We start from the raw sequence: 13,317 nt of genomic DNA, 5'->3' as shown, positions 1-13,317 counted from the left end.
CTCTTTACAATTATATATTAGCATGAGTTGTAACCGGTTGCAAGTATTAACACTCAATCAATTTTTTACGCTAGAAACGTTGTCTGATTAGGCTTAATCGTTATCCTCAACCGCTTGTTCTTGCGCCGCACTCATCTTATCAGCAGCGGCTTGGGTTTTGCTTAAAACCGTACGCGCAATTGGCCCGACAATCAGTAATTGAAGTGGCAACGCCATGATGAGGTTAAACAACCAGGTGTGACCATAAGTAGCTAAAACATTGCCACCCATGTTATGAGCCATGATCATGCCAAACAGTGACATGCATGAGACCATACCTAAAACCATCATGACTGAAATTGTGATACCAATCAATACGACGTTTTTCTTCATATAATCATTGATAATATATTTAAAGGCTAATTTCTTAGCGAGAGGACCAACAATTAATAAGTCCAATAGAACGGCAACCAACAAACCACCAGGATATTCGGCTAACACATCCAGGATAAAACCCTTCGTGAACCCTTGGGCCAACGCAACATTATAACCAACCATCACTAAAACCATCAAACCTGCCATGATTGCTGTAAAAACAACTTCTTCTTTCCAATTCCGAGGCATACTATTCTCCCATTCAAACACATTTTTTTGCGCAATACCTACCCTGCCTGAATTTGTCGTGAATGAAACGTCTCGTTATTTCATCCACGTACCACCAGATTCAATCCAGCACAGCGACATTTTTTAACGCAATAGTGATTAGTATACAGAAATTAAAAAACGCTCGTAAGTTACAATTTGGTTACAAAATATTGGACGATGAAGAATCAAAACGGCGTAACCGCCTTCTTTTTGTGCCTTCGTGCTTTAAATGTCCCCGCCCATTTCAACGTCAGCCATCAAAAAACCACTGGCAACTTCGAGTTGCTAGTGGTTTCAGTCGTGAATCTAGTCTATTCATTTATAATCCCAAATAGGCTTCCAAATAACGGGCAACACCATCTTCTGCATTGGTCAATGGCGTCTGTTGTTTGATTTGCGTCATAATTTTAGGATTAGCGTTCTTCATCGCAATGCCTAAGCCTGCATAATGCAACATTTCGATGTCATTGTCATCGTCGCCAAACGCAATGATGTTGTCGGCAGTGAAGTGCAATTTCTCAGCAACGAATTTTAGTGCAACAGCTTTATTGATGTGTTGGCTGACCACTTCAAGCGCTGCGTTTTTACCACTCCATGAGCCCCAGCTTTGGACACTGACGGGGAAATTCTGAGCCTGAATAGCTGCACGCAAAGCCGCACTATTCTCTTCCGGCGTGAACATCGTGACAGAAATGGGGGCTTGTTGCAACGTTTGCGCGCTCAACAAGACTTTAGGCTCGAGCATGTCGGGTAAGAACGGAATGTTAGCATATGGACGGTCTGCCAGCAAGAGTCGTTTACCTTCAGCAACCATGACCTTGATTGGAAACTGTTCGCGCAAAGTCAGTAGTTGGATCACGGTGGCAGGTGCTAACGTCCGTTGATATTCGAAAGCCCATTGTTGATGAGGGACGTGGACTAATGCGCCATTAAAGTTGATCATGGGTGTGGTCAATTCCAACTCATCGTATAGATCTTCGCTGATACTATCTGGCCGTCCAGTGGCAATAACCACTTCATGGCCGGCCTCCCGTGCTTTCGTTAAGACGCGACGAGTTCTCGATGAAATTTTCCCCTCTGTATTTAAAGTTGTCCCATCCAGATCAAGCGCAATCAATTTCGGTGTCAATTCAATTTCCTCCCACACATTTTAGTCAAGCTAGAAGTCGCCAGGCGCTGCAGCAATCCCGACAACTTAAAAGACGATGAGCTCATCGCTACAAAAAGATAATTAGATTTAGTTTAGCGAATATGAAACGATTCGGCAAGTCACAGCGACTTTGATCTATTTCGTTCACCATGGCTGAGTTCAGCGGGAATCACCACTCACAAGGTGAACCGACTGGTAAGATAGCTGCAATTTGACACTACCTACTGAGTTGATTATGCTCGAATTAGATGAGCTGATCCATTCGGCTTAACTTCAGAGACGACAATTTCAAAGGAGTGGTGCTTGTGATTCCAATTACAGATAAAAATTTAAGCCAAGTCATTCGGCCGCGCGCAGCCGAATCTCACAAGGGTAATTATGGCCGTGTCGTTATTATTGGCGGTAACCAAACTTATGGTGGTGCCGGAATCATGAGCGCAAGTGCGGCATTGTATACCGGCGCAGGGTTGATCACCCTAGCCTCCGACCCGGTCAATCGAACCGCATTACATGCAACTCATCCTGAAATCATGTTTGTCAACTGGCACGAGCGCGCTGAACTCGCACCCTCAATCACTGCGGCGGATGTCATCGTTATTGGGCCTGGCTTGGGTCTAGACGGCTTTGCCCGCGAGTTGTTGACGTGGACACTCGCAACGGTCACCAAGACACAGACGTTGATTCTAGATGGCTCCGCACTCACGTTGATTGCACAAGCCTTCGCCGAAAAACAAACGAGTGGCATTGAATCCACCGCCGCGCAATTGATTTTGACCCCACATCAAGAAGAATGGCACCGTCTGAGTCAACTACCGATTGCGGCACAAACTGTGGCACAAAATCAGGCGGCATTAACCAACTTCTTTCCTCCTGCAACCATTCTAGTGTTGAAACAACATCGCACCCAAGTTTACGCAGGTGAAGCGTGCTTCGAGAACACGAGTGGTCATCCTGCCATGGCAATTGGTGGCATGGGTGACACGTTGACCGGCATCATTGCGGCGATGATTGGCCAATTTAAGTCGCCACTTGCTGCCACAAACGCCGCCGTTTATCTACATGGTTTGGCCGGTGAAACACTGGCACGCACGCACTACGTCGTCCTACCCTCACAATTAATTCGCCTGGTTCCCCGACTCATGACGAAATATGCCCAAATGACAGACTAATTCTCACAAAAAGGCGTGGTAAGCTAAATAGCTTACCACGTCTTCTCAATATTCCGACGAGTCAATGATTAATCTTTTTTGAGTTTTTCTAACAGCTCTGTCATTTGGTCGATTTCTGAACGCTGATCTTGGGCGATTTTTTCAGCGAGTGCCTTAACTTCCTCGTCTTCTAACTGAGCACGCGTACTGGTCAAGATGGCAATCGAGTGATGAGGAATCATCGCTCGCAACCACGACTCATCACCAACCGTACGCTGTGAACGAACAAGAAACAGGCACAGCGCAAACGCGACCGCACTCCCAATGATAATGCCACGATTCAGGCGCTTGTTCTTGTACATCTTACCCATGAACAACATCATCACGATTGCCATTGCGGCAACCATCATCAAGGTCATCCAAATCTTCATCTGCCCCACAAAAAAATCATGAACCGAGAAAATATTAAGATACATCAGAACAAACATGACAATGCCAGAAACAGTTAACATGGCAAAAAACTTCCGGTATGACATCTAAATTCCTCCCTTAGTGATCTGACGGAAATTAAGTGGTACTTCACTTTTAGTGTAGCAAGCCAATCCGCCAAGGTCAGAATTATTTGCTTATTTGACTGACTAGCCGTCACTTTTGATTTCAAGGAGCTACCCGCCCCAGCGATTTAATTTTTTTAAAAAAAGCCCACAAGTTTAGACGATTTCGTCTATCCTTGTGGGCTTTTTGATCAATAGATTTAATCCTGTCCAGTCTTCGGGATGCCGTCTACTTGAGCATCAAACGTGTTTCAAAGCGGCAAGTTCATCCGCGGTTAAGGCGCGATATTCGCCTTCCTCAAGTGATTCATCCAGTTGCAGTGGCCCGAACGCCACGCGCTGTAAGTCAACCACGTCATGATTGAATACACCCAACATCCGTTTGACCTGATGGTATTTTCCTTCGGCAATCGTGACTAGCACTTCGCTCTCATTGGCCGACTGATTTCGTTCAACAATTTCTAATCCGGCCGGTTGAGTTGTGAAGTCACTGAGCTTGACCCCCACCTCAAAAAGGTGAATAAGTTCATCGTCGACGATTCCAGAAACGCGCGCTCGATAAGTCTTCGTCACATGAAACTTCGGCTGCAATAAATGATGCGCAAGCTGACCATCGTTGGTGATCAACAATAATCCCGTCGTATCTTGATCTAATCGGCCGACTGGCGCTAAATCCGCATAATGAGGCAACTCTGGAGTTAAAAGATCCATCACAGTCAACTGACCATGTTTATCTTCAGTCGCTGACAAATATCCTGCCGGTTTATTCAGCACATAATATTGAAACTCAGCGTAATTAACCACTTCACCATCGACAGTGACGCGATCAGCAGCTTGAATGGCGCGACTACTGTCTTTGACAAGTACTTCATTGACACGTACGCGTCCTTTTTTAATTTCTAACTTGACTTCACGGCGTGAACCAAAACCCATCTCACTTAATAAACGGTCTAATCTCATTGAATATGCAACCTCCGGCGTAACCCGCCAATTTTTGTACCCAGGATTCGATCTGCCAAACGCGTCCGCAAAATCAAGAAGGCGTAAACACCGCCACCAATGATCACCGCAACGAACAGAATAAACGCGGCATAGATCTTACGTGTTTCTGGCAGGAAGAGCCCGAACAGATGAACCACGCCAATCGTCACGACAAACATGATCAGCGAGAAAATTAGAATAGCTAACATGCGTCGTGCCGTTTGTTCGAGTTTGAAATGGTAAACTTGATATAACGACTCAATCATCAATGCACTAGTAACCAGCATGCCCAGTGCCGTCGAAATTAACGGCCCGTAAACTTTGAAAATTGCAATTGCTGGATATTGCAGTACGATTTTGACCGCTGTTCCGATGATCAAATAAAACATCGCGGCGCGATTCTGATAGAGACCTTGTAAAATTGCTGCTAAAACCGTGAAGAGCCCCATTAAAATAGCCGTAAAGGCGTTCACTTGTAAAACATGAATACCTAAAAGATCATAACCATAAAATAGTGTGTAGAGTGGACCAGCAACCGCCGCGACACCGAATGAAGCTGGCAACATAATAATTAAGAAAAGTTGCAGAATGTTCGCAATCTGACGCGACATATCCTTCCGATCATCACGGGCATGTGCTGCCGATAAAAGTGGGATCGACGCAACGGACATGGCGGAGGCAAACGAAATCACGATCATGACTAATTTATTCGCGTTAAAGTTGAAAATTGCGAAGAAAATATCGAGTTGTCTTGAGGAAGCAATCACGAAATGACGCATAAATTGGTTGAAGGTATACTGATCAATCAATTGGAAAATCGCGATCCCTGAGCCTAAGATGATGAATGGAATCGATTGTTGGACGATATCCATGATCAAATCGCGCGTTGACACCTTAATATCATCGTTTGAATTGGCAATTAATGTCTGAAAATCGTGTCGTTGCCGCCAATAGAACCAGCCTAAAGTCAGAATACCAAAAATAGCACCAATAAATGCAGCAAAAGTCGATTGCACCACCGCTTCAGTATAGTGTCCGTGCTGAATTTCCATGATGACAAAAGTGGCACCCAGTAAATAAATAATTCGCGCCAGTTGTTCCACAAATTGAGAAACAGCTGAAGGCGCCATCTGATTAAAGCCCTGGAAATACCCGCGAATAATACTCAAAAACGGAATAATCAAAATTGCAGCACTCAGTGAGCGATAAACCGGAATTTCTGGTGCAGACTGCGCATAGAGCGGTGCCGCAAAATACATCACAGCTGCAGAAATGACGCCTAAAATCGCCATCAGTTTCACACCTGTCTTGAACAGCCGTTGACCCACTCGGTATTCGTTTAGGGTATTATAATGAGCAACCTGCTTAGCAATTGCGCCGGGAATCCCAGCGGTTGAGATCAGCAAGAAGACACTATAGATATTATAGCCCTTACCAAAAAGCGAGTTGGCCAAGTTCCCGGTTTCCGCGTTACCGATCATCGGCAACCATAACATGATATAAACCGCGCCTAGAATCCGAGAGAAGATACTCCCAGCAGTGATCCAAGCCGAACCACGAACTAAACTCTCTTGACTATTATGATTTTGATTAGTGAGAGGCGACGAATTTGAACCAGTTCGGCGCCGAGTTTCGTTTGCCAAATCATGTGCTCCCTTGTAAAATGACAATTTTGAATTGAATTAATTGTAACCTACTTGACCAACGAATAAAACGGCCCTTACCGACTTTTAACGATGTTTTATGATTCAACGAATGATCGAAACCATGACAAACAATGGTAACATCAAGGTTTCAGCCTAAGTAAAAAAGCCCTCAGGTTATTTCCCTGAGAACTTCTGCTTTGCTTCACGTATTGCGGGATTGATCAATTGCCGGTAAGGCATCCCTGACTGCCTGTGTGCACGGATGAGTTGACCAATCGTTTCGGCGAAGCCTCCAAATACGAAATACGAGACAACAACTATCGCCAAAATCATCAAGATTGCAATTAACATTGCTATGCCCTCCCTCACAACGTCTGCTACTGCGACTTTTCAAATGCAGTATAACATGGCAGCCGCTGTAAAGTCTGTTGGACACACTCGTTAATCAAAAGTTTTGCTTTGTCATCTCACTTAGCGCATCTCGTGCTTAATTATTTAACGACGACGTTTACGATCTTGTTTGGGACAACGATCACTTTGACCACTTGCTTATCTGCGATGAACTGTTGTAGATGCTCGTCGGCTAAAGCTTGTTTCTCAATGACTTCGCGATCTTCGTCTTTCTTAACTTGTAGTTTAGAGCGACGTTTACCGTTGACTTGAATAATGAGCTCGACTTGATCATCAATCAAGAACTTCTCGTCAAACGTTGGCCAAGCGGCGTACGTGATGGTGTCTTCGTGTCCAAGTTTTTCCCAAATTTCTGACATCATGTGAGGGGCAACGGGTGCCAGCAACTTCACGAAACCTTCAACATCAGCGAGTGGTAACGCATCAACTTTATAAGCTTCATTGATGAAGACCATCAATTGCGAAATTCCTGTGTTGAAGTGGATAGCTTCAAAGTCTTCGGTAACTTTTTTGACCGTTTGGTTATAAATACGATCTAAACGACCATCATTCACGGTTGTAATCCGATCACGTAATTTGCCGTCGTCATCGATGAATAACCGCCAAACACGGTCTAAGAAACGACGCGCACCTGCTAAACCATCTTCGCTCCATTGAATGGAAGCATCCAAAGGTCCCATGAACATTTCGTAGAGTCGTAAAGTATCTGCTCCAAATTGTTCAACAACTTCATCCGGATTAACAACATTACCTTTTGATTTGGACATCTTCTCGTGGTTTTCACCCAAGATCATGCCTTGGTTAACCAAATGCTGGAATGGCTCTGGTGTTGGCACAACCCCAAGATCATAGAGGAATTTATGCCAGAAACGAGCATAGAGTAAATGTAGGACCGCATGCTCAGCACCACCGATGTATAGATCGACTGGCAACCATTCTTTTAACTTATCGAAGTCTGCTAATTTTTCATTATTGTGTGGATCGATATAACGCAGATAGTACCATGACGAACCCGCCCACTGTGGCATTGTATTGGTTTCGCGACGACCTTTCCGGCCATTTTCGTCCACAACATTGACCCAATCTGTCAAGTTTGCGAGTGGACTCTCACCGGTACCAGAAGGTTTGATATCATGCGTCTTTGGTAGGCGCAAAGGCAGCTCATGCTCAGGTACAAGCGTCGTTTCACCGTCTTCCCAATGAATCACAGGAATTGGTTCACCCCAATAACGCTGGCGACTGAACAACCAGTCACGTAGTTTGAAGTTAACTTTGCGTTCACCAATTCCTTTTTCCGTTAACCAATCAAGCATCTTCTTAATGGCATCCGCTTTGTTAAGACCGTCGAGAAAACCAGAATTGATGTGCAAGCCATCGCCTGTGAAAGCTTCCTCAGTCACGTTGCCGCCTTCGAGTACGGGCTTGATAGGCAGGTCAAACTGACGGGCGAACTCATAATCGCGCGTATCATGCGCAGGTACCGCCATAATCGCGCCGGTACCGTAACTAACTAAGACATAATCCGATATCCAGATTGGTAATTTTTCTTGGTTAACTGGATTGATCGCATAGGCACCAGTGAAGACACCCGTTTTTTCTTTACTGAGATCCGTACGTTCCAAATCACTCTTATGACTGATTTTGTCTTGATACTTCGCAACAGCGTCTTTCTGAGCCGCTGTGGTGATTTGATCGACCAGCTCATGTTCCGGTGCCATCACAACGTAAGAAGCGCCAAACAACGTATCAGGCCGTGTTGTGAAGACCGTAAATGTCTTTTGATCCGTCGTTGCGTCTGAAGTGACATTGAACTTGATCTCAGCACCTTCAGAACGACCGATCCAGTTACGTTGCATTTCTTTAATGCTTTCTGGCCAGTCAACCAAGTCAAGATCATCTAACAAACGCTGTGCATAGGCAGTGATTTTCAGCATCCACTGACGCATTGGCTTGCGGTAAACAGGGAAGCCTCCACGCTCAGTCTTGCCATCGATGACCTCTTCATTGGCGACAACAGTTCCTAAATCTGGACTCCAGTTCACGGGAACTTCGGCTTCATAAGCGAGTCCCTTTTTGTACATCTGTTCAAATATCCATTGCGTCCACTTGTAGTAATTAGGATCCGTCGTGTTGACTTCACGTTCCCAATCGTAAGAAAAGCCCAACGAATTAATTTGACGTTTGAAAGTTGCAATATTTTTTGCTGTGAATTCACTTGGTTCATGCCCGGTATTCAAGGCATATTGTTCGGCAGGCAAGCCAAATGCATCCCACCCCATTGGATGCAGAACGTTGTAGCCTTGCGCCCGTTTCATTCGGGCAATAATATCCGTGGCGGTATAGCCTTCTGGATGCCCAACATGCAAGCCTTTACCAGAAGGATAAGGGAACATATCCAAAGCATAGAATTTCTTTTTGTCCGGATTGGTCGTTGCGCGGTATTCGTGGTTTTCCTTCCAACGTTTTTGCCACTTTTTCTCAACAACGGTGTGATTGTATGACATTTTAAGACCTCCATCATGAATTAACGCTGATTTTAAACGAGTTCAGCAACTCGTTTTAATACAAAAAGCGCCCTATAAGCATATGCTCATAGGACGCGCGACCGTGGTACCACCTAGATTTGGAATAAACCCTCTAAACCATTAACGCTGGCACACGCTCGACTCTACTTAATTTCAAGTTAAGATCAACTAGACGAGTTCATTGCATCCGCCGATGGGTTCGCATCAACCACCCACTTGCTGAACGACGATCAGACAACTACTACTTCTAGCTCGATAATAGCTAACAGTATACACCATGCCGCTTCACAAAATCAACCCAAGTTAGCTCAACTGATGAGCATACCAACGCTTACCCTTAAATCGAATCAAGAAAATCGTTCCACGAAGCGCCCATTCACAGACCCAAACAAGATAAATGCCTGGTAATCCGTAGCCTAAGATGATTCCGACGATGTAGCCAATACCAACACGAATCACCCACATCGTTAGCAAGGAGACCACTGTGGTGAACTTCGCATCGCCCGCCGCACGCAGGGTTGACGGCAAAGTGAAGCTGAAGCACCAGAATAGTAAATACCCCACTGCAAAAATCAGATACAGCTCGAAAATTCGTGGTTTAATAATGGCCGAGGGATGAAATAGCTCAATCCACGGTTGAAAGAGGCCAGTAACAGCAATTCACCCATGACATAGGCTAAAATCCCAGTCACTAAGAATGATTTGGTAATTTTGCGAGCATCTTTCAGATTATGCCGTCCAATCGATTGACCGACGATTGGCACCAAGGCAGTTCCCAGCGCACTTGGGACAATCTCAGACAATTGCACCCATGAAGTTGCGATTGCATTGGTCGCAATGACCTGCGTCCCCAAGCTGACGATCATCATCTGCATAATAATCTTGCCCCCGTTGAAGAAGAATGATTCGGCCGCAAACGGAATGCAAACGACCACGACACGTTTGATCATGCGGAAGTCGATGTGTGTCATGCTCGACCACTTCATAAAAAACAGCTCACGTAGATGGTCAAGCGTCACTAGCGCAAAGCTAGAAGCTAACCACCGCGATAAATTCAGAGATACCACCAGACCTAAGACACCCATTTTGAAATAAACGATGAAAATAAAATTGAATAACAAGTTCAAAAGATTCATTGCCAATGAAAGTTGAAGTGAACTTCTAGTGCGCCCAATTCCGCGTAAACTCCCATTGGTGCCTTCTACAATTGCTTCAAAAGGATAGCTGATCAGAACGTCGACCATGTATAACCTGGCCTGACTCATAACTGCTGGTGCCGCGTCACCGAACAATAAATCAAGGATCAATCGGTGGCCCAACAAGAACAGTAGAGCCAATGAAGTGGCCACCAAGACAGCCCCAAAGACAGTACCGTTGACCACTTTGCCCAGCATTTGGTGCTCACCACGTCCAAAATATTGTGCAATCAAGACAGTGCCACCCAAGCCGACTGCCACAAAAATCTGAAACAGAAAAACATTGATGCTCCCGACCATGTTAACGGCACTAATCGCAGCTTCACCAGAAGAACTGATCATTGCCGTGTTGATAAAATTAAAAACCACCAAAAAAACTGATCGAAAATCACCGGGCCTAATAATGACAAGACAAAATGATAGTCAAAATCTTCACCCGAAAAATAACGTGTTAAAATTTTTTTCATGTATAACCTCAATACTCCCGAATTATGACGACAAGCCATTATTTTATTATACGCCGCCTTAATTAATTGGTGGCTAACTTTTCTAGATGATCCAAGCCATTCAACTCAGTCAGCATAAATTTGTTCAGAACTGTTTAAGTTTACAATGACTCATTAACCCTCAGTTGGGAACTTTGCTATAATAGCCTACAAATACTATTTTCTTCGAGGTCAATATGAGCAATCATTCATCGTATCAGACAACACCACGTCATCAGAACCTACCAGGCAAAAAAAATCTAGTGATCAACCTCAGTGTCATGATCCTGAGTTACCTCATTTTTGGTGGCTTCCTCCTTGGCATCCTACAAAAATCGAGCTGGATCAATCGCTATGATCAATTGATCTACGGCTGGCTGAAACCTTTGCATCCACACGCCACTAGCTTCTTTACCCTTTATACAAAACTAGGTAATCCACTCGTCGTCTCGACGCTTTCATTGCTCATCTTCTTCGCGCTGATTCTGCGCAATCACTGGCGTTGGGGTGTTTTTCTGGGCATTAATATGGTGCTCGGCAATGCGATCAACCATGCGATTAAAAGTGCTGTTCAGCGACCCCGCCCCACGTTGCCTCACCTCGTCTACGAGACGGGCTACAGTTTCCCAAGCGGTCACGCGACAACCGCCATCCTGCTATTCGGAACCCTGCTGTTGATTGGTCACTACACGATCCCTAGCCAGAATTTACGTCGATTCTGGATGGGTGCCATGGTTTTTCTCCTGTTGCTACTAGGCATCAGTCGTTTATACGTGCAAGTCCACTATCCAAGTGACGTCACCGCCGGATTCATGCTAGCGCTAGGCAACTTAATCGCTCACTGGCTAATTGCCCGCGCGACTTATCTTCAACCTGAACGCCAGCGCAAAAATGGACGCGCAACATTCAAATCATGACTAGCTGGTTCTTTCTGAATTTCAGCAACCTAGTCCGAACATTAAAAAAGTTATTCTGTCGTCTCATTGAGATGCGCAGAATAACTTTTTCTTTTTGGCTAAGTTAATGATGACCTGTTTCAGTCGAAAAGGCGTGGTCATAAGTGTCGGCTAAATTATGCCTTGTCTTTGGCACTACGGCCCGACCAGAAATTAATCGCTAACGCAATGACGACCAGAACAACACCGACCCAATAAACACCGTGCATTGCTGTCAATAAGATATCACGCAACTTTGGTATTAATTCGCTGGCAATTTGCTTAGCAGTTTCTGGGTTAATCAGCTTATTAAGCATTGCCATTTTTAATCGGGAATCGTGTTTGATTCCTTGAGCAAATAAGGTGTTCTGGATGACACCAAAGCTTGACATCATGATTGTCTGCCCAATTGTCCTTGAAAGTGTGTTTAATGAGGTTGCCAATCCGACCTGATCCTCAGACACTGCATTCTGTGCAGTAACCGTTGTTGTCGTGATTGTGATCCCAAATCCAGTTCCCAGAAAGGCCGCAACCAGTAAGAACGTCCAGAATGGCGTGCCGATTGGCAAGAGCCCTAGGACACCAATCCCAATGCCGATAATAAGCAAACTCCAAGTTAGAATTTTTGGCGCAGACTTCTCAACAATTAAGCGGCCGGCAAGAAATGACCCAAAAATCCACATGACCGAACTTGGTGTGACCGCAAATCCACCCATGGAAGCCGGCAAACCGAGAATACCTTGCATCCACATGGGAATATAGACCTCGAACCCAATCAGAACACCACTAATCAAGGCGGCGACCAGATTTACACCTAGAAAAAGACGATTTTTAAATAGTGCCAATGGAATTAATGGATCTTTCGCGTGCGCCTCAGAGCGAACGAACAGCCAAGCAGCGACAATTGCCACAATAATCCAGAAGCCGTTGATTAACAAGTTCGCAGTACCAATACCTTGAGCAGAAATCATCAACGCTAATAAGACAACACTCAAGGTTGCTGCGCCAAAGTAGTCAATGGGTGCCTTGGCAGTGCGTGGTGTTTCATGAAAGAAGAAGATCACTAAGAGCAATGTGATCAAGCCAACGGGTATGTTGATGAAGAAAATCCAATGCCAAGACAGATGTTGAACGATATAGCCACCTAGTAATGGCGCAATGATTGAAGCAATTCCCCAGGCGGATCCATTAAGTCCCAAGACTTTAGCACGCTTCTCAAACGGATAAATATCCGCAATCATGGTGAACGTCATTGGCTGAATTGCACCAGCACCGATTCCTTGTAAGGCGCGTGCCAAGATCAATGTCATCATCGAATCCGACAAGCCAGCTAACGTTGACCCAATCAGAAAGATGACCAGCCCAACAATAAAGATAGGTTTCCGCCCCATTCGATCCGATAATTTACCATAAATTGGGGTCGCAATCGAGCTTGTTAATAAATAAATCGAGAAGACCCAGTTCATCATCGAGATGCCGTTCAGGCTCCCAATAATCGTCGGCATTGCGGTTGAAACAATCGTGCCTTCAATTGCAGTCATGAACGTCGCCACGAAAATTGCGATTGTGACTAGGACCAAGTTTGTTTTTTTCGTTTTCATATTTTCCTCACTTTTTCGTAAAAAAAGACCCAATTGGAAAAAATCCAATTGGATCGCCTCT

12 protein-coding genes are annotated in these 13,317 nt (G+C 44.9%); 2 read left to right on the top strand and 10 right to left on the bottom strand.

Annotated elements, in window-relative coordinates:
* Nucleotides 1-93: 93 nt before the first annotated feature.
* Both FC15_RS08580 and FC15_RS08575 read right to left on the bottom strand, forming a co-directional pair.
* Nucleotides 94-603, bottom strand: coding sequence for a DUF2798 domain-containing protein (locus tag FC15_RS08580; protein ID WP_057825798.1), 510 nt, complete (start codon nt 601-603; stop codon nt 94-96).
* A gap of 340 nt (nt 604-943) precedes the next feature.
* Nucleotides 944-1,753, bottom strand: a complete 810-nt coding sequence (locus FC15_RS08575) for a Cof-type HAD-IIB family hydrolase (protein ID WP_057825795.1) — start codon at nt 1,751-1,753, stop codon at nt 944-946.
* A gap of 326 nt (nt 1,754-2,079) precedes the next feature.
* Between FC15_RS08575 and FC15_RS08570 the strand changes: the two genes are divergently transcribed.
* On the top strand, nt 2,080-2,943 hold the full coding sequence (locus FC15_RS08570) for an NAD(P)H-hydrate dehydratase (RefSeq protein WP_057825793.1): 864 nt from the start codon (nt 2,080-2,082) through the stop codon (nt 2,941-2,943).
* 68 nt (nt 2,944-3,011) lie between these two features.
* Here FC15_RS08570 and FC15_RS08565 read toward each other — a convergent pair whose 3' ends face one another.
* From FC15_RS08565 to FC15_RS08540, 7 genes are all read right to left on the bottom strand, one after another.
* Entirely contained in the window at nt 3,012-3,458 is a 447-nt protein-coding gene (locus FC15_RS08565; protein ID WP_057825791.1) for a DUF305 domain-containing protein, read from the bottom strand.
* A gap of 258 nt (nt 3,459-3,716) precedes the next feature.
* Complete coding sequence (locus tag FC15_RS08560; RefSeq protein ID WP_057825789.1) at nt 3,717-4,436, bottom strand: pseudouridine synthase; 720 nt, start codon at nt 4,434-4,436, stop codon at nt 3,717-3,719.
* Nucleotides 4,433-6,100 (bottom strand): putative polysaccharide biosynthesis protein, encoded by a 1,668-nt coding sequence (locus tag FC15_RS08555; RefSeq protein ID WP_083479175.1) that lies wholly within the window; start codon nt 6,098-6,100, stop codon nt 4,433-4,435. Before FC15_RS08555 ends, FC15_RS08560 begins: the two co-directional genes overlap by 4 nt.
* 177 nt (nt 6,101-6,277) lie before the next feature.
* Nucleotides 6,278-6,454: a hypothetical protein gene (locus tag FC15_RS09200; protein WP_157051259.1), complete on the bottom strand. Its 177-nt coding sequence runs from the start codon at nt 6,452-6,454 to the stop codon at nt 6,278-6,280.
* A gap of 140 nt (nt 6,455-6,594) precedes the next feature.
* A complete protein-coding gene (gene leuS / locus FC15_RS08550) occupies nt 6,595-9,018 on the bottom strand; it encodes a leucine--tRNA ligase (RefSeq protein ID WP_057825787.1) in 2,424 nt (807 codons plus the stop codon).
* Between the two features lie 324 nt (nt 9,019-9,342).
* Nucleotides 9,343-9,603: a hypothetical protein gene (locus tag FC15_RS08545; RefSeq protein ID WP_146979112.1), complete on the bottom strand. Its 261-nt coding sequence runs from the start codon at nt 9,601-9,603 to the stop codon at nt 9,343-9,345.
* An 8-nt stretch (nt 9,604-9,611) separates the two neighbouring features.
* Nucleotides 9,612-10,604 carry an MATE family efflux transporter gene (locus FC15_RS08540; RefSeq protein ID WP_146979111.1) on the bottom strand — a complete coding sequence of 331 codons (993 nt, stop codon included), beginning with the start codon at nt 10,602-10,604 and terminating at the stop codon, nt 9,612-9,614.
* Between the two features lie 313 nt (nt 10,605-10,917).
* Between FC15_RS08540 and FC15_RS08535 the strand changes: the two genes are divergently transcribed.
* Nucleotides 10,918-11,637, top strand: a complete 720-nt coding sequence (locus FC15_RS08535; RefSeq protein ID WP_057825781.1) for a phosphatase PAP2 family protein — start codon at nt 10,918-10,920, stop codon at nt 11,635-11,637.
* Between the two features lie 155 nt (nt 11,638-11,792).
* Here the strand turns inward: FC15_RS08535 and FC15_RS08530 are convergent, their stop codons facing one another.
* Nucleotides 11,793-13,256, bottom strand: a complete 1,464-nt coding sequence (locus FC15_RS08530) for an MFS transporter (RefSeq protein ID WP_057825809.1) — start codon at nt 13,254-13,256, stop codon at nt 11,793-11,795.
* Nucleotides 13,257-13,317: the final 61 nt, after the last annotated feature.

Origin of the sequence: Lapidilactobacillus concavus DSM 17758 (genome assembly GCF_001435835.1) — a bacterium.
GTDB lineage: Bacteria > Bacillota > Bacilli > Lactobacillales > Lactobacillaceae > Lapidilactobacillus > Lapidilactobacillus concavus.
Note: the sequence above shows the minus strand (reverse complement) of the source record. Positions and strands in the feature narration are given on the sequence as shown.